The following is a 20,458-nucleotide window of genomic DNA, read 5'->3' on the forward strand; positions in this document are numbered from 1 at the left end:
GAATCCTTTGGTATTAGTATTTGGCTCTAGTGACTAACTTGTTCTTGCAATTTGCGTAAAAATAATGATGAAACGGTGTAAATAATAGAAAAAGTGGTTAAAATAAACTTAGGAGGAAAACTACATATGCCAGAACCTAACGTTACATTTAATTTAGAACAGCCACCTTTGTTTTTCGTCTGTGGACTATTCGAAGTTTCAAACTTATGGCGTCACAAACCCATGTACCAACAGGGAAATTGGGAAGTTATTCTTGTTCTACAAGGTAAAATCTTTTTGAAAATTGAAGACGTCATGTATACCGTAGAACAAGGTCAATGCTTCTTAGTTCCCCCTTATCAACACATGGTCGGTTACCATAATTCTCCAATTGGTACTCGCTACATTTGGATTCATTTCTTTCCCCAAGTTTCCGCTGATACCCAGACGGCTAATCCTTACTACACCGTAAAAATTCCTCGTCAATTTAAAATGAACGAACCAGACCACCTACTTATTCTAGCCTATCAGATTCTAGACCTCGCTCGCGACACACAAGGATATCCTTTAGACGCCGCTGTGCTTGAACTTCTACTAATGATGGGCCAAGACTACAACAAACAACAACACCTTCTCACCGAAAACACCAGCATCGTAGACAACGTTAAGGTATGGATTGATGGCCATCTCGAAAGTATTACCAATTCTGAAGATATCGCTCGTACCTTTAATTTCAACTCTATTTATCTCAACCGTCGCTTCAAACAGCAATGCCATGTTTCACTATATCAGTATGTGATAGACAGAAAGATAGATAAGGCTAAGCAATTATTGACTGCAACAGAAGATACTATCTACCAAATTTCACAAGAAGTTTATTTCAAGGATTCTAAAAACTTTTCACGGGCATTCAAAAAACGAACTGGACTAACTCCCAGCCGCTATCGACATGCATTCAATCGTAAGTTCGTGAACACCCCAAGTTTTGATCCAGAAGTCCCCACACCTGAGCGAATTACATATGTTTTAAATCAAGACAAAAAGCAGTAGAAATAGCTATCATTGTAAGCGGTTCCTATTGCTTCATATCAGCCTTCGCCTTACAATATAAGTAGTTGAAACGGTCACAAGGAGGTCTTTCAAATGGGGAGCATCGCAACGCTAGCCACCTGGTCGTTCATGTTGATTCTGATTGGCGCGGAAATTGTCCGGGGAATCTTTATGTTTAAGGGTTAAATTTGAAGTTAAGGTGGACTGGCGTTGCGTAGGCACCGGTCCTTTTTTTGTTGTCTTTGTTACCACGCCTTTTAACTTCTAATTCAAGCTCACCGGACAATGCTAAAATGGAAATTAGAACACAAGGAGGAAGACCCACTTGAAAATTGTAAAAATCTATCTGGCATCATTACTCATCATTCTGGGACTCGCCGGTGGTTTGGCAATGACCATCCCCACCACCATCACAGCCAACGCGACCGCCACCTGGAAGCGCCCTTCACAAAAGAAAGCCTATCCCAACTTAAAGAAATACAAACGTGCTTACGTAAAAGTATCCGTTGCTAAACAGCGCGTCTATCTCATGAACGGCAAGAAATCCCTCTACACCATGGTCTGCTCGACCGGAATCAAAGGCGCGCCAACTCCCAAGGGAACCTTCCACATTCAAAATCGCGGCAAGCATTTCTACAACGCTACGGTCAAGGAAGGCGCCTACTATTGGACCTCTTTCAAGGGTTCCGGCGCTTACCTTTTCCATTCCGTTCCCGTTAACGCTAAGGGCAAATACATCGTTAGTGAAGCCCATAAACTAGGCAAGCGTGCTAGTCATGGTTGTGTGCGCCTAAGTGTTGCCGATGCCCATTGGATTTACAGCCACGTCCCTTACGGCATGATCGTCAAGATTCACTAAATATTAATTTCGCATATAGAACGAGGTTCCTGCCGGGAATCTCGTTTTTACTTATCGTCATCATCACGTTTAGTCATTTGTCGTGTTCCCCTATCCCCCCATGCCTAACTAGGGTAAACTAGAGAAAGCAACCGTTTCTAACCAGACGCTGACTAGTTGAAGCATGGCCGGACACCAGCTCACTAGTCGCCCACATAGTCGTCGCTGTTTTTTTACATAAAGGAGTTTAGTAAACTTATGCTTTTAGTCGCGCTATTCGGAACCCTAACTGCACTGGGAATGACCATCCTAGCTTGCATCCAGCGACCCAATCGCTGGCAATTACTGGTCGGCACTTACGTCATTTTCTATGTAGTGGCGTTGTTTATCGACTTCATCAGTCTGCCCAGTAAGGCCCTTTACAGTCTGATCACAATGAACCTGATCTACGGTGTCTGCTACCTTCCACTACTGGTCATTAGCAGTCCCAAAGCCAAGGTCGAAGTCGAACGCAAGTCGAATTCACCATTCAATTTCAACTTGCCGCGCCTAAACTTTGGCTCAAAAATTGCGGCCTGGGTGCTGGCTATTCTAGTCGTCCTCGGTCTCTTTGGCTCGCTGCAGACCCGGTTCGGCGTCAAGGCCGTCTTTGACTCCTTAAAGGTCAAAACGGTCAAGACCGCTCCACTGTTGGACAAGTCCGCAACGCCTATCGCCATCGCTCCGGAAACCGTTCGGAACAAGATGAATAAGGCGATGAGTACCGTGCCGAACACGTCTTATTACAAATTAGGCGCACTCCAAACGCAGGTCGTTAAGGGCAAGACCGTTTATATTGCCCCCGTCGAATTCGATGGCTTCTGGCGTTGGCAACGGGCCCGGAACACCCCTGGTTATTTCATCATCGATGCCACAAACGTCAATGCGGAGCCCCATTTCGTCAAGCAATCCATGAAATACACACCAAGCGCCTATCTCTTTGACGACGCCCAGCGGGTCATTTATAACCGCTTCCCTAGTTGGGTCCAAGAAGGCCAGCCGCAGTTGGAAGTTAACGACCAAGGCGAACCTTACTTCATCCAAACCGTCTACAAGGCCCGCGGTGTCTCCAAACGAATCAATTATCGTAGCCTACACGTGGTTGTGCTGAACGCCAAGACCGGGGTCACCAAGCTTTACACAGCCGCCGGCGCACCGGCGTTTATCAATGAATCCATCGCCTCATCGACCGCCGCTGAAATGAACGAGATCTTCGGCCGTTACGGCAACGGCTTCTTCAACGCCTACTTCAACAAGACCGGCGTTAAGTTGCCTAATAGTAACGGGACCGAAGATGGCGTCACACCGGTCGCCGACAAGCATGGCAACATCTCCTACTTTAACGACTTCACGTCACCCAAGACCAGCGCCGATTCGACCATGGGTTACTCCATGATCAACGCACGAACGGGAACCCTGACCTACTATACTGGTAAGAACATTGGGGTCATGGACAGTGATGGTGCCAAGAAAATTGCCGAAAAGGAATACGTCGCGCAGAAATGGTCAGCAACCATGCCAATCATGTACAACATCGATGGCACGCCGACCTGGGTCGTTTCCCTGCTCGACTCCACCGGGGCCTTCCGGAGTTACGCCTACATCAAGGCTGCCGACCAAAGTGTTAAGGCCTACGCGACAACGGCTGCACAAGCCCTCGATCAATACCGAGTCCAACTCGCAGCGGCTGGTTCCACGGCTAGTTCAACGGCAACGAAGCTGACCAAGGCTAGCGGGACCGTTTCGCGGGTCGCCATCGTTCCTAACGGGAGTACCCAAAGTGTTCTCTTTGCCTTAAAGGACAATGACGTACTCTGGTCAGTCGGCACCGGCGACTACCCGAAGGCCGCCCTCTTAGAGTCTGGCGATAAGGTTAAATTGACCGCCAATGTAAATAAAGAGGCCAAGACTGGGGCTGTTCAGTCATTTTCGAATGAATCGTTTAAATAATCTCCACAACCTTTAATCTAGGTACTCTGCACACATAATGTGTTACAATCACTTGTGAGGTGATAGCTATGTCTAAAGATACAACGTTAACTATTCGCTTAAACAAGAATGTCAAAAGCAAAGCTGCTAAGGTTGCTTCCGGAATGGGCCTTGATTTGAGTACAGCTGTTAATATGTTTTTAGTGGAAATTAGTAAAACCAATAAACTTCCATTTACGCCAACAGGACCGGAATTTCCTGACATTTGGAATGATAACCCTCAAGATATTGCAGACTTTAACAAAAGTATTGGACTAACTGACGACGGGAGAAATTATGGTAAAGAGAACACCAATTAAGCAGGGTCATCTCTACTGGGTCGACTGTGAACCTCACGCAGGACATGAGGAAGGTAGCCATAACATCTACACTGGAAATATTCGTCGACCTGTAGTTGTTGTTTCAAACAACTAGTACAATCAAGAGGGAATGTCTATTGTATTTCCAATCACATCAAAACAACGAGTTAGTCGATATCTCTTACCAATCTTGGCAAAAAAACCTTCTAGTATCATTCTTACACAGATATTAGGATACGATATGTTCGCTCGTAACGCTGAAGCTCTAAATATCACCATACCAAATGAGCAACTCATCTTTTTAAAAAAAGTAGTTGAAAAAATGCTTTAAAGAATCTTTCGTTGCACTTACAATAGTTTTAGAAAAGGCCTTCTCTTTACCTGGGAAAGGCCTTTTTTGTTTCGTCAAAAAGGCACCACCCATTCAACTCAGGTGATGCCCCACTAATTACAGATTTAACCCCAAAGGTTGAAAGTTCCACGTTTTCTGACCGTTGTTGTGATAGAACACAATCTGATCTAGAGGAGGACAGATGCAACCAGCTTACAGCACAGGCGACTTTGGAGACACGTGGTCTTCGTAGCTTGAACAGCCGAAAGAGTGGCACTGCTTGTTTTGAGTCCATCATAGCCACCTCCGCTTAGTCTAACGGTACCAACGACTTGATAACACGTGCCGGCACACCCGCAACGACCGTGTTATCCGGAACATCCTTGGTCACGACCGCGCCAGCACCAACGACCACGTTACTCCCAATGTGGACGCCGCCAATGATGGTCACGTTGCCGCCAATCCAGACGTCATCCCCAATGGAGATTGGTTTGGTCGTCGTAATCAGATAACGACTGCCATCCGGCCGTGTACCAAACCGTTGCGTCGCGTCCAGTGAGTGTGCGCCACAGTATAATTTCACATCCGGTGCAATGATGACGCGGTTACCCAGCATAATTCGGTTGGCGTCCTGAAAGGTACAATTCCCGTTGATAAAGACATCGTCACCGACCTCAATGTGGACACCTTAAACAGCGCTAAACGTTCCATTAATGGTCAAACGCTGACCGACCTGGCCAAATAACTGCTGAATCGCTGCGGAACGTTGATCAACGTCCTGAGTAGTATTGATCACCGCTAGCCACTTTTTACCCCGCGCAATCATCCTTTGCAGCTCCGGGTCCCGGTAATCATAATTCTGACCCGCCAATAATTTTTCGTGTTCCGTCATCATTTGCTTTGACACGCTCCTTTATCGCTATTTTCGGCCACTTCCCGCCAGTCATGCTATACTGCGAACAGATAGTTCAAAATTGAAAGGAAGACCGTCATGTCAGTATTTACCACTGATCTCAATAACGCGCAGAAAAACCTGACCGCGCTAACCGATAACATCGTTGCCCATAACGACCACATCATTGTCCGCAAACCAGACAACAAGAACGTCGTCATCATGAGCGAAGCCGAATTCAACTCCTGGCAAGAAACAATTCGCCTACTGAGCACCGAAGCCAATCACCAAGACTTAAAACAATCCCTAGCCCAAGCCGACCGCGGCCAAATGCACACCTTAACCTCAGCAGAATCAGCTCACTTACACGCTCAGAATTAGCCTAGGCTCGCCAACAACCGTTGCCAGTTACCGCTAAAAATAGCCTGCTTCTGCTTCGCCGTGACCGTCATCTCATTTACGGCTTGTTCGATCACTGCCGTCGGACCCACTGGTGGAATGCCGAATGGCGCGTCAGTCCCAAATAACACGTGGTCGCTACCAAAGAAATCGGCGGCGAGATCTAAGGCCAACGGATTTCCTAAAATGGCCGTATCCACGTAAAATTTCTGAAAGTCCGCGTAGTCTTCCGCGGTTTGAATATACTTGATGCGTTGACTAAAGTACGGCACCATCGCCCCAGCATGGTGGACGATGACCTTTAATCCCGGATACTTGCGGAAATAGCGGGCCGCCACAATGCCGTACATGGCCTGGGTCAGCTCGTATTCCCAGCTAAAGGTCAGATTATTATCCGGCTTACGCATGTCAAACACGGGGTGGAGCCAGATGGGCGCGTTGATTGCCGCCATCCTGGCAAAAATCGGTTCGTATGCCGGAGCCGTGATGGGTTCCCTCATGGCCTGCGTGAAGAGCTGGACCCCGACCAACGCATCACTGCCGGCAACCTGTTCGTCGATGATCTTTAACGCGGCGGGTACGTTGCTCATAGGTAACATCGCCACACCAGCTGGGAAAATATCGCGGTTGGCGCGCACGGTGGTCGCAATTTCATCGTTAGCGGCCCGGCAGAGTTCGGCCGCCTGCTCAGGGTCGACAAAATCTTCGGGATTCAAATTGACCGCTGAAATAATCTGTTGATGATCAGCCGTTAACGATGCGCGGTGTTGCGCCACGTCCGTTAACAGCTGATTTTTCATATACGGAAACTTCGCCAAGATATCCGGGTGAATCGCGTTCATCCGGGCTAAGAATGTCGGCGGCAACACGTGCGCAAAGACGTCAATAACTGTCATCGCATTGCCCCCTTAGAACCAGCTGGGCTGGTCGCCAGCAGTCCCAGCCTTGGCCAAACCAACACTCGCATTCTGGAACGTGTCGGGCGCCTGAATCACGTTGAAGGCAAAATCCGCAACGCTCCGACGAGAAACCTCGGTCCCCTTGAAGCCCTCGGCCACCGTCAACGTTTCGTAGTCGACCTCGTCATTGTTCGTCAACCAAGCCGGTCGAATTTCAGTGTACGTCAACCCGGACTTGGCAACCAGGTCCGCCGTTCTCCGGAAAGCTGGTAAATAAGCCCCAATCATCCCTTCATTCCACTCGCCAAATTTACCGCCAACCTCATTCTGGGCGCCGAGTGAGCTGATGTAAAGGAACCGTTGCTTGCCCGTTTGGTGCATGGCATCGACCACGCTCTGTGTCTGGACATCGAGGTCCTGACCGCCCAAGTTGGCGTACACAATATCTGCGTCAGCCATTGCCTTAACAACTGCCACCGTGTCACGCACGTCACCATCGACCAAAGTAACCCGGTCATTATCGTCGTATTGGCTCAACCGTGCGGCATCCCGCAGAAATAAGGTCAGGGTGTCCGTCGTTTCGTTTAATAGACGGTCCGTTAAGATGCGGGCCATAGCGCCATGGGCACCGAGAATCATAATTTTAGTCATTTTAAAACTTCCTCCAGTTTGTTTAAGTCATGACTGCTGCTCGCCAGCCATTTTGACTAATTTACATATAAGCTCACTACCCGTTCAATTAATCAATGTACGCCGGTAACCGGGTAATCTTTGTTTCTAGGCGTTCGAGGGAATCCTGCAGCTGATCAATTTGGGTACGTAATTCCGTAGCCTGCATAGTCAAAATCTGACGTTGGCCCGCAACTGAGTTTTCCGCCTGTAACTGCTTGATCTCCTCAATCGTCACGCCACAGTCACGTAGGTCCAAGATGCTCTTGATCTGGGCAATATCCGCGGCCGTGTAATCGCGCATGCCACTGATTCTCGCGACCGGCGCCATAATCCCGACCTGTTCGTAATAGCGCAGTGTCCACGCACTGGTTTGGAGCTGCTTTGCGGCCTCATTGATTTTCATTTGGATTCCCCCTCGCCTTTCTATGCTGGTAAAATTTCGACGGTCGCCGACTGTGGTCCTGCCTGGAGCATGGGTTGGACGTAAGCGCTGGACCCATATTTTTGGCGATAGGCAGCGTCAATCTTAGTGGTCAATTCCACATCTCCTTGAATCGGGCTAAACCTCACCTCAAAGTTACAACCGTCTAGGTAGATTCGCCCGGCGCGCTGGCTGACCGCCGACTGATACCACGATGAACACTGACCGTTCCAAGCACGAACGTATAAGTGGTCACCGACGACCACGGACCAGATCCAGGTCGGCGTGCCGTAAGTCTTGCCGTCGCTGTAAAATGGTGAGATGCGCAGGTCATCGGCCGCGGCGAAGGCCTGGAGACGTTGCACTGTCCACTTTTCCATGTGACCCCTTCCTTTCTGCTGTTGTCTACAAGTCCCATCTTATGGCTTGACTTTTGATATGTCGAATGCTTAGATTAAATCAAATGGTATACAAATTAGCTATAGGAGATGGTGACGACGGAACTTCGCGTATTACGTTACTTTTTGATGGTCGTTCAGGAAAAAAATATTAGTAAGGCTGCGGCCCGCCTCCACGTCTCACAACCCACCGTATCCCGTCAGTTGCAGGAACTGGAGGCCGAACTGGGGACTGTGCTCTTTGAACGGGGCAATCGGACCATTCAACTCACGGCTGCCGGCGACTACTTTGCCAACCAGGCCAAACAGATTCTGTCCTTAACCGATAAAACGATGGCCAATATCCACCAAGAACAGGATATCAGCGGCGCCGTCTTCGTCGGGAGTGCCGAAGCGCGTAGCATGTTGACCGTAGCACAGGCCATTGGTCACTTGAATCAGGCGCATCCCCACGTTCAAATCAACCTTGTCAGCACGGACGCCAGCGAGATCCACCAGCAGCTGAGTTCAGGCGTCTTCGACTTTGGGGTCGTCATGGAACCCACCGATAAGACCGACTACGATTTCTTACGCTTACCGGGTGAGAGTCGCTGGGGACTGTTGGTCCAGAGCCGCTCACCGTTAGCGCAACAGGCCACGGTAAGCCTCGAGGATGTCGCGCACACCAAGCTCATCTTGCCACAGCAGGGCGGCAGTCAGCGGATTCATGACCTCTTTGGCCTCGAATGGGCTGACTTGGACGTCACGGCGACTTACAACCTGCTATACAATGCGTCGCTACTGGTCTCAGCCGGCGTCGGTAACGCGTTAGGGCTGGATGGCATCATCAACACCAATCAATCCGACTTGGCCTTCGTGCCGCTTGAACCGCGAACCTCGTCTGGCTCAAGCCTAGTCTGGCTGAAAGGTCAACGCCTATCAGTCGCCGCGCAAGCCCTCTTGGAACAGATTCGCGCAGAATTAACGCCAACTGAAAATTAAAAGCGTGCGTCAAAATAAATTTGAAGTCACAAAAGGCCTGGAAAATTGTCCAGGCCTTTTCGTATCTCCGGGTAACAATCGCCCGTCTACTCTACTCTGCTGAAGCCTTGGTGGTAACGGCTACCAGCTCAAATTCGGTCACCCTTGGCGCCAGCTTTACTCATATAGATCATCCTTAGCTTGCCACTAATTATCTTCAAAGACCGCTCACCATTCAGAACGCAAAGCCGCCCAACCGAAACGGGGGAGTATCGGTTGGGCGGCTTTCTGATAGGTCATATCAGTAAGTTCAAATTGTTTTCGTTACTAAATCTTGTTCTTAATATTGAAAATTCGTATCATTAATGCCAGTATTTATTTTCTAATCTCCGACTGGATGCCAACCGTTAGCGTCACTCAAGCGGTTCAAGAACGCCATGTCCTTGTCGTTGATTTCAAAATCGAGTTGGGCATTGGCTTCGACATGGGCCATTGCCCGCGCCTTAGGGAGTGGGGCAACGCCATTTTGAATCACGAAGCGCAAGGCCAACTGGGGAATGGAAACGCCATAGTTGCCAGCGACCCGTTCCAGCTCAGGGCTGTCGACCAAGCCACCGGTTGCCAGTGGTGAGTAGGCCTGAACCAAGATTTTGTTGGCTTCGGCCGTTTTCACGATGGAATCTTGCGTATGGCCCACGTAGTACTGAATCTGGTCAACGGCGGGCGTCACCGTGAGACCATCCCAAGTCAACAGGTTTTCCAGGTCATGCGAGTTGAAGTTGGACACCCCAACCGCCTTGGCCCGGCCACTCTTGTAAATATCTTGCATAGCCCGCCAAACGTCGCGGTTTTCGGCATCATGGTTGGACCCCATTTGTGCCCAAGGCCACGGCGCGTGGATGATGTAGGAATCAACGTAGTCCAAGTCCAGTGCAGTTAAACTGCTATCAAAGTCAGCCATTGCTTCATCGTAAGTCTTTGATTCAGCGGGCAACTTCGTCTGCACAAAGATATCTTCGCGAGCAACGTCGCTAGCGGCAATGGCTTCACCGACACTCTGTTCGTTTTGATATGCCTTAGCGGTATCGATGAAATGGTAGCCCGCCTTCAAGGCATTGCTGACGGCGTCGTAAGTTTCCTTACCAGGGCGCGTCTGCCAGGTCCCAAATCCAACCTTAGGCATTTTCAATCCGTTATTTAAGTCAAACGTCTCTGTAATTGTTGGCATGTGTTCATCCTCCTTAAGTGCTCATGAGTCTGAGTATAATACCTTCGTGTAGGACGAAGGCAAGAGGATAAGTTGATTTTTTGACTAAAAATTTTGAGTGGTTAATTGGCGGAAATCCCCCACTCCGATTGCCAAGGAGTCCGGCCGCTTCACCCATTACACAGTCTGACGACCCTAAAAAGGCACCCCAGTTTTCTTGGGATGCTATTACCTTAGTCTTTAATTAAATCTTGTGGACGGACTTCTCTGTAGAGGGCAAAAGCCCCATCCAAATTTACGACGTCAAAGCCCCTTTGCCGTAGGATTCGCTCGGCGATGTAGCTACGTTGACCGCTAAAACAGCTGACCACGTACGGTTGCTGTGGGTCTAGCTCATTCAGTCGCTCCCGCAATTGGTCCAGTGGAAGGTTTAGGCTATCTGGAAAGTGGCCATCATCCCGTAACTCGTCGGGATTGCGCACGTCCAGCAGCTGTTTGCCCGCTGCTAATGTCGCTGGTAACTCGTGCCACTGAATGGATTTACTGAGACCCGCCGCCAGATTCTCCGCCGCGTAACCCAGCATGTTTACGGGATCCTTGGCCGACCCAAACGGTGGTGCGTAGGTCAATTCCAATTCCGGCAGGTCATCGATCGTTAACCCACCCTTGATAGCGGTCGCTAACACGTCGATTCGTTTGTCGACACCCTGAGCACCGACACCTTGTGCCCCATAAATTTTCCCGTTTTGTGGGTCAAATATCAGCTTGAGAGTCATCGGCGTCCCATTTGGGAAATAGCTGGCGTGGTTCTGACCCCGAACGTGAACGACCTGATAGGCCAGTTGGTCTTGGCGAACTTGCTGTTCACTGAGACCCGTCATTGCCGCCGTTAATCCGAACGCCCGGACAATGGCGGTACCCAAACTACCACGGTTAGGGTGCGCAATTCCCATCACATTATCGGCGACCTGGCGTCCTTGACGGTTGGCCGGTGACGCCAGCGGAATCAGTGTGGCGTGACCGGTCAACTGTTGCTTAACCAAAATGGCATCCCCAACCGCATAAATATTCGGGTCACTGGTCTGGTAATGGTTGTCGACCACGATACCCTCGTGCCAGCCTAACTTCAGGCCAGCCGCCTTGGCCAATTCACTGGCTGGCCGCACGCCAACCGCTAAAATGGTCAGGTCGGCAGCAAGTCGCGTCCCATCGTCCAACACCGCTACATGGCCGTCATTCGTGAACGACTTAACCGCTTGATTGGTCAAAATATGAACGCCATTACGGATTAGCTCGTTTTGAACCATTGCCGCCATCTCGTCGTCCAGCGGCGGCAACAAGTGGCCCGCCCGTTCAACGATGGTCACGGCCAATCCGCGCTGTCGCAGGCTTTCAGCAACTTCCAAACCAATGAAGCCACCGCCAACCAATAACACGCGCTTAGTCGTTGCTTCATTGACCGTCGCCATGATTCGGTCGAGGTCAGGAATCGTATGTAGGGTAAAAACTGACTTAGCTGCGGCCAAACCCGGTAAATCAGGAGCGATTGGCCGTGACCCCGGCGCTAAAATCAACCGGTCGTAATGGTCGATCTGGACTTTCCCCGCATGACGGACCGCCACCGTCTTCTCCGCCGGGTGGATGGCGAGGACTTCGTGGTTGGGCTGAACGTTCAAGTTAAACCGTTGCCGTAGTTTGGTCGCACTCTGGACGATCAAATCGTCGCGGTCGGCAATTTCACCGGAAAGATGAAACGGCAGACCACAGTTCGCAAACGACACGTAGGGTCCCTTTTCGTAGACAGTAATCTCGGCTTGCTCATCCAGCCGACGTAACCGGGTCGCGGCCGACATTCCGCCAGCAACGCCACCAATAATGATGATTTTCATTTTCACGTCCTCCTATATGCCCCCATGGGTATTTATACCGTCAGTATACCAACTTTTACCCGTTTAACGCCATTATTTTCTCAGTTTCAACTTACCACTGTAGAACAGACGGTAACCACTGGTGCAACGGGCATCGGGAGACTTTTACACCATCTGGAACGGCCTAATATTCAGATATTAACTAGCAGATTAGTCATAATGGGTATATTTCTTCATAATCATTAGGAATATACTTACAAATCGTAAGTGATAGTTAGAATTTATTAATCACCCGCACATACTGACCGTTGAGAACCCGTAAATGGAGGACTTCATCATGGATCAAACCCTAACACAATGGACACCAGAACAATTAGACCTATTTTTAAACAACAAGACATTAACAATGAAGCCATACCAAACAGACATGGCAACCTTTGAAGAAGAATCACCGGTTTGGGAAGTCGTCGTGGACGGCAATGTTTACTCCCGTGGCTGGAACGGCCAACAGACGAACTGGTACATGGCCGCCGTCGCTCAATCCGCCGGTGAAATCAGCGTGGGTGACCACGACTTCGCCGCTCGCTTTGAGCCCGCCGACCGGACACCGGAATTAGATGCCAAAATTACCGCTGCGTACCGCGCGAAGTACGATGGTCAACGTTCCTTACCAAAGATGACATCGGCCGGTCCCACCACGGCAACGCTTCACGTCTTACCTGCCGACCAAGCTTAATTCCACTCAAGACTAGCACGTCAATTCGGCGTTGCTAGTTTTTTTCTATCGTCCTGTAACCGGTTTCCGTTGTGTTTCCTGGTCTGGCCGTCTACAATTAACGTAATATATACTGGGGGTTGACTGAATCGCCCCACCATAGAACAGGAGCATACATATATGGCTTACATCGAAGTTAAAAACGAAACCCGTAAGTTCGTTCAGGGTGATCAAGAGACAACCGCCAATCACGATATTTCTTTTAGTGTCGAGCAGGGTCAGGTGGTCACGATTCTCGGTCCCAGCGGTGCCGGAAAATCCACCCTGCTTAATATCCTTGGCGGCATGGACAGTCCCACTAGCGGTCAGGTCTTGATTGATGGCAAGGACATCGCGCAACTCAACGCCAAGCAGCTGACCACGTACCGGCGACAAGATGTCGGCTTCGTCTTCCAATTTTACAACCTCGTTCCCAATCTGACCGCCAAGGAAAATGTGGAACTGGCCTCGCAAATTACCAGCGACGCTCGCGACGTTGACGAAACGTTAGCCTTAGTCGGCTTAGACCAACGTGCTGGCAACTTTCCGGCCCAACTTTCTGGCGGGGAACAGCAACGGGTCGCCATCGCCAGAGCCATCGCGAAGAATCCCAAACTGCTTTTATGCGACGAACCCACTGGCGCACTGGATTACCAAACGGGAAAACAGGTTCTCCAGGTTATTCAAGACGGCGCAAGACAAACCAATATGACCGTCATCATCGTGACCCACAACGGGGCGATTGCCAAGATGGGCGACCAGATTATCCACATCAACGATGCCCGGGTCCAATCGATTCAACAGAATCCGCAACCCACGCCAATCGCTGAAATTGAATGGTAGGTGGCCCTCATGACAAATTCATTTTGGAAAGTTCTTTTTCGTGAAATTGGTCACTCCAAGGCCCGTTTTTTCTCGATCATGTTGATTATTTTTCTCGGCGTGGCCTTTTACACCGGGATTCGTGCAACGGGTCCCGACATGTCACAGGCCGCAACCGACTACTATGCGCAACAGAAATTAGCAACCAACAGCGTTCAATCCACGGCCGGCTTGACCAAGAGCGACCTCGCTGTTTTACACCAACATCGTAGTCAACTTACCTATCAAGCCGTCAATTACTTAGACATTAATCAGTTAAACAATAATCAGGTTGTCCGGGTCGCCGAACTCCCAACGACACAAAAATTGAACCGCGTTGCGCTCGTCAGTGGTCGTCTTCCCCGCAAGGCTAACGAAATTGTTTTAGACCAGCAGGCACGCACGGGCCAACCCAAGCTCAAGTTAGGCACCACCTATCGTATCGACACGACGAGCCAACTCAACCGGCAATTCAAACGGCGGAGCTTTAAAATCGTTGGCTTCGTCAATTCTCCCCGCTACGTGGAAACGACCGACCGTGGGGTGACCAATGTGGGTAAGGGCACGCTGGATTACTTTGCACTGGTCAAGCCCGGGACACTGACCGCCACGGTCGCCAGCAGAATCGATGTTGGCTTTAAAAACCTGCGACACGTGACCCCTTACACGGCCAAATATAACCGAATCAATCGCGCCAACACTGCTAAACTCAAGCGTTGGTTGAAACCACAAGCGGCCAAACGCCAAGCTCAGTTACAAAAACAGGCTAAGGCTCAACTGGTCCCTCAAGCCGCCAAAGTTCAGCAGTTGGCCCAACAATTGCCAGTCAATTCTCCCATTCTTCAAAAGGCCCAAGCCCAAATCAAGCAGGCCCAAGCAAGGATTAACGCGATTAGTCAGCCGACTTACCTGTACACCAGTCGTGCCGCTAATCCCGGTTACAGCGAATATCACGAGAACACACAACGGGTCGTGGCCCTGTCTACGGTCTTTCCGCTCTTCTTTATCGCCATCGCCGCGTTGATCTGTTTGACGACCATGACCCGGATGGTGGCCGAACTCCGTATTCAGATGGGAACGTTGAAAGCCCTAGGGTACAGCAACACCGTTATTGGGAGCGAATTTTTACTCTACGGCGGGCTAGCCAGTCTGCTCGGCACCTTAGTCGGCGTGGGATTTGGCGTCAATTTCTTTCCTCGATTCATCGCACAGGCCTACGGAACGATGTATAACTTGCCACCGATCTCTGCGCAGTATATCTGGACGGATATTCTGATTGCACTGGTCATTGCACTCCTCTGCACCATGGGCAGTGCCCTCATCGTTTTACGGGTCGACCTGCGTAGCTCGCCAGCGACTCTGATGCTGCCCAAGGCCCCCAAAGCCGGCAAAACACTGTGGTTGGAGCATTGGCACGGCCTTTGGAACCGGCTAAACTTCAATCACAAGGTGACCCTCCGGAACCTCTTTCGCTACAAACAACGCCTGTTGATGACGGTGTTAGGCATTGCCGGCTGTATGGCGATGATGATCACCGGCTTTGGCCTGAAGGATTCTATTGGCGATATCAGCCTCAAGCAATTCAATCAACTCTGGCATTACGACGCGATTGTCGTGCGTAACGGCTCACAGACTGCCAAGCAGCGGCAGGCCCTTCACTCGGAAAAGCTCTACCACAACGACCTCGTGCTCAAGCAAGCTCAGGTCACCGTGGAAAAGTCCGGGGTTGCCGTCCAAACCGCCACCCTGAGTGTTCCTCAACATCCCCAACAGTTGAAGAAATTCGTCGTCCTGCGTGACCGGCAGACTCACCGGGCCTATCAACTGAGCAATCACGGGGCGATTATCGACGAGAAGCTCGCCAAGCTTTACCACGTGAAGGTCGGCGACCAGCTTCCTATCAAATTGGGCAACCGCACCGCGCAAAACGTCCGGGTCGCAGCCATCGCCGAGAACTACATGGAACATTTCATCTACCTCTCACCGGCCTATTACCAACAGTTATTTGACCAGCATCCGGTCTACAACGGGAACCTGGTCCAGTTCAACGCGCACCATCAAAAGAAAGAGAACACCTTTGCCAATAACCTGCTCAAACACACGGGCATGTTGAACGTGACTCTTCTCAGTACCCAGAAGAAAACTAGCTTCCAGATGCTAGATAGTATGAATCTCGTTGTCTTGATCTTCGTCATTGCGGCCGGTGCTTTGGCGCTCGTCGTCCTCTACAACCTGACCAACATCAACGTTTCCGAACGAATTCGGGAATTGTCGACGATCAAGGTTCTCGGTTTCTATGACGGCGAGGTCACCATGTATATCTTCCGTGAAAACTTGATTCTGACCGTCATGGGAATCGTTGTCGGTTGCTTCTTCGGGGATTGGCTGCACACCTATATTCTCCAAACGGCCGAAACCAATAACCTCATGTTCTCACCGGGAATCCATCCCCTCAGCTACGTCTATGCGGCCGCCTTGACCCTGGCATTTAGCCTCTTCGTCATGTTCTTCATGCACCGTAAGCTGAAACATATTAACATGCTTGATGCCCTGCAATCGGTCGATTAACCCCGTATTCAGGCTAAAAAAAGGGGTCTGGGACAAAATTCCTAGACCCGTTTTACGCTTCGAACGCATATAGCGGAAACGTGCGCCAAAAGGCAGTCAACTCCGCTTAACCCCGATAGCCAAACAATCCAAGACCAGGATTATTCGTCTATCGACGTTAATGCTCATTGACTAACCGCCTTTCGTCCCACTCTCTTTTTGTTCGCCATTGTTGCGACTAAGTTACTCTTATTGAAATTAAATGCACCACAATGACTAATTTGTGGTTAAATAGTTATGTAACCCGTTTCAAATGACATATTTCGGAGGGGAATCATTCATCATGAGAAAAGCAGCATTATTCACGGCTTTAGCCGCAGCTGCCCTGTTTGTCGGGGGAACTACCACATTGGCTCAGGCCAAAACGTATACACAACATGGGAGCGCATTAGCCAACTACAACGTAAACAAGTACAAGACCGTTAAGAACAAGAACATGTTTGTTCCACGTTACGCCTTCAAGCAAAGCTACAGCTACATTTTCCAAACCGCACCCACAAGTATCAGTAGCACCAAGGGGAAAAAGGTTACGTTTAAATCCAACGTCTTCCTGCCCGTCACTTACAACAGATCCGCCGACTGGGGCAACCCTCAAAGTGAAGTCCTTTCTAAGGACGGCAACACGCTCTACGAACTGATTACAACCAGCAGTCAAAGCACTCGTGGCTGGATCGTTCGTTATAACCTCGGCGCACTGCGGAGCAAATTTGGCATCAGCACGAACCACATGGACGCCTTGCGCCGAGCAACGTATGACCATTCCGTTGGCAAGATGACTAGTACTGACAGGGCTATCATGGCCAACGTTAAAATCGGACCAACCTTCAACACCGGTCACGGTCAATCACTGGCGATGAACCCCAAGAATGGTCAGCTCTGGTTCATTGGTAAGCCCGTTAAAGCCGCAACTAACGTACAACAGGTTTCTAAAACCTCTCTGAAACCCGTTAAGAAAATCAACTTCACCTTGAAGAGCACGGTCACCATGGGTTCTAACCTGACATTTGATAAGAACGGCAACGCCTACTTCTTCACTTACTCTAATGGTGGTTGGTCACCTAAGGGCGCCGTTAAGATCTACAAGGGAAAGATCAACAGTAAGTCCGTTAAGTTCCACCTAGTCATGCAAGGACTGCGTTATCGTCCAGGAACAAAGCCTCAGTCCATGGCCTACAACCAGAAACGCAATCGGTTATACTTCGTCTCCGACAGTAGTATCTCTTCCGTCCCCGTTTCCAAGCTGGGTAAGTTGAAGCCTAGTCAAGTCGAAGCCACGAACCTCAATGGTCAACGTGAATTCGAAGGGATCCAGTTCACCGCTAACGGTGCTGGCTACCTGCTCGTTAACAAGGGCGCCGAACTCATGCAAACGACTAGCAACAATTTCTAGGATTTTTCATCAGACGCCATCCCCGTTAAACTACGGGTTGGCGTCTTTTTTAAACCAACTTTCACTATCGAAAAACTGCTCAATTGACCAGCACAATGTTATACTTGCCCCGAGGCGAGCTAGAACCCGCCTGAGAAACACACCATAACTCAATCTCCAACAAGGGGAACGCGAATACCGGTCGTGCGGTAGGAACGTTCCCCTTGCTAACGTTTTAGGCCCAAACTTGACGATTGCACACACCGAATCTCCCCCAACTGTAAGCGACGATAGCGCCCGGACGCCAGTCGCAAAACGATTCGATCGTCATTGATACCGCAAACAATGCCATCAACCAGCTTGAGGACTTGATCATCATCCATCACATTTAGCTGGAGATGCACCGGCTGTTGGGCGTGCCAAGCCCGCGCTAACTTCTGACTAACTTCAGCGATGTCTTGTTCCGGCAATGGCGCTTCTATTTGTTCTGCCGCATGCATCTTAGCTAGCGCACTGGTATGGTCAGATAAATAGAAACCGCCCCACTTCAGCATCCCGCGATCTTGATAATCGTGCTGAAAAAAGGCCGTAGCTGTCTTGTCATCTGGTAGTCGTTTTAAGTGCATCGCCTCTCACGTCCTTACCGAATCCACCGTTGACTTTCTGGCCAGCGGACGTGACCAAAATCAACGAAGTTTAACGTCAACTCCGTCTGTTGCCGTACCCCGTTGATGACTTGTTCCAACACCGTCAAGTCCGTCGTCTGCAGGCTGTGTAAGGGAATCGACCGTTCGCGATGATTTCGTCGTCGAATATCCAAAAAGAAATTAAATTCTGCTCCATACTGATTGTTGACCACGTCGATGCGGTACTGACAGTGCCACTGCGGCGTAAAGTGTTCCTGCAGCCGACTTCCAATCAGCTTGGCCTCCTGCTCACAATCAATCAAAACTATTCCCCCCATTGTGTCCACCAACTAGGGCCGCCCGCCGGAGCATCGTCCCACCAGGCATTAAACTGCTGGCCGGAATGATAGCTGTCTTACCAAACTGATCCCGTAACTTATCGATGACCCGATCAAACTGGTCATTTTTAATCTGCCGCTGCGGATCCTGAAATAAATCTAGTTGTAATTGACGACTCGCACTTAATCGTGACAGTCCCACCCCAATATTACGGACGGGTTGGCCATCCCAATGCTCACGAAACAGCGCAAGCAACGTTGCAACAATCGTCTGGCCATTATCGGTCGGGTCAATACGTCGCGTGTGATTCATCCCGCTACGACCATCTCCAGATTTGCCATCCCAAGCAAATCCGATGCCCAAACTGACACATGCCGCCTGTTGGCGATGATGCCGCATCCGTGATGTGACTTGCTGACCGATCTCACGAATGACCAATTCAATCTCACTTTGAACACTATAGTTTCGCGGTAACACTTGTGAATTGCTCCAACTCTTTTCCTTCGCGGGCCGTAACTGGTGTAACTGACTCCGGTCGATTCCCCAGGCCAACGCAAATAACTGATCGCCAATGATCCCCATCTCTTGATGCAACTCGTAAGGATTGATCTTGGCAAGATCTCCCATGTTGTGAATCCCTAACCGCTGTAAATGAGCGGCCGTCCGATGACCAATGCTCCAGACCTTCTCCAACTTGGTAATTGGCCAAATCTTTTCCGGAAATGTCTCATAGGTCAGCCGACCAATCAATTCGTGATCATGCTTGGCCTGTAGATCTAACGCCAGCTTTGCTTGCACCGGATTTTCACCAATCCCGACCGTCGTGTAGAGCCCTAATTCGTGACGAATCCGCAGTTGAATCGTCCGCGCAACGGCTTCTGGGGTCTCCCCAAACAACCGCCAAGAGTACGTCATATCTAAGATCGATTCATCAATCGAATACGGAAAACAGTCCGCGTCTGCCACAAACTGACGAAAAATGCGATTGACTGCCAAATTCATTTTAATATAATGGTTCATCCGCGGTGGAACGACTAAGATTCGGGGGTCATCCGGCACTTCGTATTGCCGCGACACGTTGCTGATGCCAAATAGTTTTTTTGCCATTGGTGACGCTGCCAACACTAAGCCACTCCCGGTGTTATCGGCCTCAGACATGACAACGATGACTGACTTCAGCGGGTTCAACCCCCGTGTCACACTCTCCACGCTGGCATAAAACGATTTGTTATCGATCATGAAAAATAGTCCATGCGGTTCCTGACGATAATCCATTGTGACGACCCCCTTTCAGCTGTTGTTTATATTATACGAACACTTGTTCGAGATTGCAAGACAATTTTTAATTAATTTTTTTATGCGGCAATCGGTCACTTCAGTCTCCCTTTTTGCCGTTATTTCTGTTTTTTAACTAACAGATAAAACCCGTCACTCTTTAAACTAACTTCCCCTTGGGTATTGATTGATATCACACGTTGTTCATTAGGTAAACACCTAACGTAACAAAACGATTAGGTTCGCTTTTAACCACATTACGTGTTAGAATGTACTTGTGAAGTTAGCCCTAGTCAACTAGCTTCCTCAACTTAGAACATCAAAATCAGCCCGACCGTCACTTAAACGCGGTCGAGCTGGTTTTGTCTTTTATACCTGATTTTAGC

Annotated in this window: 21 protein-coding genes; 10 read left to right on the top strand and 11 right to left on the bottom strand. The window is 49.7% G+C overall.

Annotated features, from left to right (window positions below; genetic code table 11):
- The first annotated feature begins 126 nt into the window (after window positions 1–126).
- From FC99_RS07170 to FC99_RS07185, 4 genes are all read left to right on the top strand, one after another.
- Window positions 127–1,029 carry a helix-turn-helix domain-containing protein gene (locus FC99_RS07170; protein ID WP_048734352.1) on the top strand — a complete coding sequence of 301 codons (903 nt, stop codon included), beginning with the start codon at window positions 127–129 and terminating at the stop codon, window positions 1,027–1,029.
- Window positions 1,030–1,354: 325 nt separating this feature from the next.
- Window positions 1,355–1,888, top strand: coding sequence for a L,D-transpeptidase (locus FC99_RS07175; protein WP_048734348.1), 534 nt, complete (start codon window positions 1,355–1,357; stop codon window positions 1,886–1,888).
- Window positions 1,889–2,125: 237 nt separating this feature from the next.
- A complete protein-coding gene (locus tag FC99_RS07180) occupies window positions 2,126–3,856 on the top strand; it encodes a hypothetical protein (protein WP_048734344.1) in 1,731 nt (576 codons plus the stop codon).
- Between the two features lie 68 nt (window positions 3,857–3,924).
- Window positions 3,925–4,194 (top strand): type II toxin-antitoxin system RelB/DinJ family antitoxin, encoded by a 270-nt coding sequence (locus FC99_RS07185; protein ID WP_048734342.1) that lies wholly within the window; start codon window positions 3,925–3,927, stop codon window positions 4,192–4,194.
- A 641-nt stretch (window positions 4,195–4,835) separates the two neighbouring features.
- Here FC99_RS07185 and FC99_RS14165 read toward each other — a convergent pair.
- Entirely contained in the window at window positions 4,836–5,141 is a 306-nt protein-coding gene (locus tag FC99_RS14165) for a DapH/DapD/GlmU-related protein (protein WP_235805883.1), read from the bottom strand.
- Window positions 5,142–5,213: 72 nt separating this feature from the next.
- On the bottom strand, window positions 5,214–5,420 hold the full coding sequence (locus tag FC99_RS14170) for a maltose acetyltransferase domain-containing protein (protein WP_235805884.1): 207 nt from the start codon (window positions 5,418–5,420) through the stop codon (window positions 5,214–5,216).
- Window positions 5,421–5,516: 96 nt separating this feature from the next.
- Between FC99_RS14170 and FC99_RS07195 the strand changes: the two genes are divergently transcribed.
- Window positions 5,517–5,798 carry a type II toxin-antitoxin system Phd/YefM family antitoxin gene (locus FC99_RS07195; RefSeq protein ID WP_048734339.1) on the top strand — a complete coding sequence of 94 codons (282 nt, stop codon included), beginning with the start codon at window positions 5,517–5,519 and terminating at the stop codon, window positions 5,796–5,798.
- Here the strand turns inward: FC99_RS07195 and FC99_RS07200 are convergent.
- The 4 genes from FC99_RS07200 to FC99_RS07215 all read right to left on the bottom strand — a co-directional run bounded on the left by FC99_RS07200 (window position 5,795) and on the right by FC99_RS07215 (window position 8,188).
- A complete protein-coding gene (locus tag FC99_RS07200; RefSeq protein WP_048734335.1) occupies window positions 5,795–6,712 on the bottom strand; it encodes an amidohydrolase family protein in 918 nt (305 codons plus the stop codon). The genes FC99_RS07195 and FC99_RS07200 overlap by 4 nt on opposite strands.
- A gap of 12 nt (window positions 6,713–6,724) precedes the next feature.
- The gene (locus FC99_RS07205) at window positions 6,725–7,366 is read right to left on the bottom strand and encodes an NAD(P)H-binding protein (protein ID WP_048734333.1); all 642 of its coding nucleotides are present in this window, start codon (window positions 7,364–7,366) and stop codon (window positions 6,725–6,727) included.
- An 88-nt stretch (window positions 7,367–7,454) separates the two neighbouring features.
- Window positions 7,455–7,790: a MerR family transcriptional regulator gene (locus FC99_RS07210; RefSeq protein ID WP_048734330.1), complete on the bottom strand. Its 336-nt coding sequence runs from the start codon at window positions 7,788–7,790 to the stop codon at window positions 7,455–7,457.
- Between the two features lie 20 nt (window positions 7,791–7,810).
- Entirely contained in the window at window positions 7,811–8,188 is a 378-nt protein-coding gene (locus FC99_RS07215) for a DUF2255 family protein (protein WP_048734328.1), read from the bottom strand.
- A gap of 147 nt (window positions 8,189–8,335) precedes the next feature.
- Between FC99_RS07215 and FC99_RS07220 the strand changes: the two genes are divergently transcribed.
- On the top strand, window positions 8,336–9,187 hold the full coding sequence (locus FC99_RS07220; protein WP_235805888.1) for a LysR family transcriptional regulator: 852 nt from the start codon (window positions 8,336–8,338) through the stop codon (window positions 9,185–9,187).
- Window positions 9,188–9,548: 361 nt separating this feature from the next.
- On the opposite strand, the gene FC99_RS07225 is transcribed toward FC99_RS07220, so the two are convergent.
- Window positions 9,549–10,394 (bottom strand): aldo/keto reductase family protein, encoded by an 846-nt coding sequence (locus FC99_RS07225; RefSeq protein ID WP_048734323.1) that lies wholly within the window; start codon window positions 10,392–10,394, stop codon window positions 9,549–9,551.
- 212 nt (window positions 10,395–10,606) lie between these two features.
- The gene (locus tag FC99_RS07230; protein ID WP_048734320.1) at window positions 10,607–12,262 is read right to left on the bottom strand and encodes an FAD-dependent oxidoreductase; all 1,656 of its coding nucleotides are present in this window, start codon (window positions 12,260–12,262) and stop codon (window positions 10,607–10,609) included.
- 316 nt (window positions 12,263–12,578) lie between these two features.
- On the opposite strand from FC99_RS07230, the gene FC99_RS07235 reads away from it, so the two are divergent.
- From FC99_RS07235 to FC99_RS07250, 4 genes are all read left to right on the top strand, one after another.
- Window positions 12,579–12,977 (top strand): DUF2255 family protein, encoded by a 399-nt coding sequence (locus tag FC99_RS07235; RefSeq protein WP_048734317.1) that lies wholly within the window; start codon window positions 12,579–12,581, stop codon window positions 12,975–12,977.
- Between the two features lie 159 nt (window positions 12,978–13,136).
- Window positions 13,137–13,838 (top strand): ABC transporter ATP-binding protein, encoded by a 702-nt coding sequence (locus tag FC99_RS07240; RefSeq protein ID WP_048734315.1) that lies wholly within the window; start codon window positions 13,137–13,139, stop codon window positions 13,836–13,838.
- A gap of 9 nt (window positions 13,839–13,847) precedes the next feature.
- Complete coding sequence (locus FC99_RS07245; protein WP_048734313.1) at window positions 13,848–16,424, top strand: ABC transporter permease; 2,577 nt, start codon at window positions 13,848–13,850, stop codon at window positions 16,422–16,424.
- 322 nt (window positions 16,425–16,746) lie between these two features.
- The gene (locus FC99_RS07250) at window positions 16,747–17,853 is read left to right on the top strand and encodes a hypothetical protein (RefSeq protein ID WP_048734311.1); all 1,107 of its coding nucleotides are present in this window, start codon (window positions 16,747–16,749) and stop codon (window positions 17,851–17,853) included.
- A gap of 206 nt (window positions 17,854–18,059) precedes the next feature.
- Here FC99_RS07250 and FC99_RS07255 read toward each other — a convergent pair whose 3' ends face one another.
- Genes FC99_RS07255 through FC99_RS07265 form a run of 3 tightly spaced genes read right to left on the bottom strand, consistent with a single transcriptional unit; the run spans window position 18,060 to window position 20,072 of the window.
- Window positions 18,060–18,458 (bottom strand): hypothetical protein, encoded by a 399-nt coding sequence (locus tag FC99_RS07255; protein WP_048734308.1) that lies wholly within the window; start codon window positions 18,456–18,458, stop codon window positions 18,060–18,062.
- A 14-nt stretch (window positions 18,459–18,472) separates the two neighbouring features.
- Entirely contained in the window at window positions 18,473–18,781 is a 309-nt protein-coding gene (locus FC99_RS07260) for a hypothetical protein (RefSeq protein ID WP_048734305.1), read from the bottom strand.
- Window positions 18,774–20,072 carry a Y-family DNA polymerase gene (locus FC99_RS07265; RefSeq protein WP_048734302.1) on the bottom strand — a complete coding sequence of 433 codons (1,299 nt, stop codon included), beginning with the start codon at window positions 20,070–20,072 and terminating at the stop codon, window positions 18,774–18,776. Before FC99_RS07265 ends, FC99_RS07260 begins: the two co-directional genes overlap by 8 nt.
- Between the last annotated feature and the right edge of the window lie 386 nt (window positions 20,073–20,458).

The organism is Levilactobacillus koreensis JCM 16448, assembly GCF_001435525.1.
GTDB classification, from domain to species: Bacteria; Bacillota; Bacilli; order Lactobacillales; family Lactobacillaceae; genus Levilactobacillus; species Levilactobacillus koreensis.

Coding starts and splice junctions, on each gene's coding strand:
- FC99_RS07170 (WP_048734352.1), top strand. CDS start 127: ATGCCAGAACCTAACGTTACATTTAATTTAGAACAGCCACCTTTGTTT.
- FC99_RS07180 (WP_048734344.1), top strand. CDS start 2,126: ATGCTTTTAGTCGCGCTATTCGGAACCCTAACTGCACTGGGAATGACC.
- FC99_RS07185 (WP_048734342.1), top strand. CDS start 3,925: ATGTCTAAAGATACAACGTTAACTATTCGCTTAAACAAGAATGTCAAA.
- FC99_RS14165 (WP_235805883.1), bottom strand. CDS start 5,141: ATGCTGGGTAACCGCGTCATCATTGCACCGGATGTGAAATTATACTGT.
- FC99_RS14170 (WP_235805884.1), bottom strand. CDS start 5,420: ATGATGACGGAACACGAAAAATTATTGGCGGGTCAGAATTATGATTAC.
- FC99_RS07195 (WP_048734339.1), top strand. CDS start 5,517: ATGTCAGTATTTACCACTGATCTCAATAACGCGCAGAAAAACCTGACC.
- FC99_RS07200 (WP_048734335.1), bottom strand. CDS start 6,712: ATGACAGTTATTGACGTCTTTGCGCACGTGTTGCCGCCGACATTCTTA.
- FC99_RS07205 (WP_048734333.1), bottom strand. CDS start 7,366: ATGACTAAAATTATGATTCTCGGTGCCCATGGCGCTATGGCCCGCATC.
- FC99_RS07210 (WP_048734330.1), bottom strand. CDS start 7,790: ATGAAAATCAATGAGGCCGCAAAGCAGCTCCAAACCAGTGCGTGGACA.
- FC99_RS07215 (WP_048734328.1), bottom strand. CDS start 8,188: ATGGAAAAGTGGACAGTGCAACGTCTCCAGGCCTTCGCCGCGGCCGAT.
- FC99_RS07220 (WP_235805888.1), top strand. CDS start 8,336: ATGGTCGTTCAGGAAAAAAATATTAGTAAGGCTGCGGCCCGCCTCCAC.
- FC99_RS07225 (WP_048734323.1), bottom strand. CDS start 10,394: ATGCCAACAATTACAGAGACGTTTGACTTAAATAACGGATTGAAAATG.
- FC99_RS07230 (WP_048734320.1), bottom strand. CDS start 12,262: ATGAAAATCATCATTATTGGTGGCGTTGCTGGCGGAATGTCGGCCGCG.
- FC99_RS07235 (WP_048734317.1), top strand. CDS start 12,579: ATGGATCAAACCCTAACACAATGGACACCAGAACAATTAGACCTATTT.
- FC99_RS07240 (WP_048734315.1), top strand. CDS start 13,137: ATGGCTTACATCGAAGTTAAAAACGAAACCCGTAAGTTCGTTCAGGGT.
- FC99_RS07245 (WP_048734313.1), top strand. CDS start 13,848: ATGACAAATTCATTTTGGAAAGTTCTTTTTCGTGAAATTGGTCACTCC.
- FC99_RS07250 (WP_048734311.1), top strand. CDS start 16,747: ATGAGAAAAGCAGCATTATTCACGGCTTTAGCCGCAGCTGCCCTGTTT.
- FC99_RS07255 (WP_048734308.1), bottom strand. CDS start 18,458: ATGCACTTAAAACGACTACCAGATGACAAGACAGCTACGGCCTTTTTT.
- FC99_RS07265 (WP_048734302.1), bottom strand. CDS start 20,072: ATGGATTATCGTCAGGAACCGCATGGACTATTTTTCATGATCGATAAC.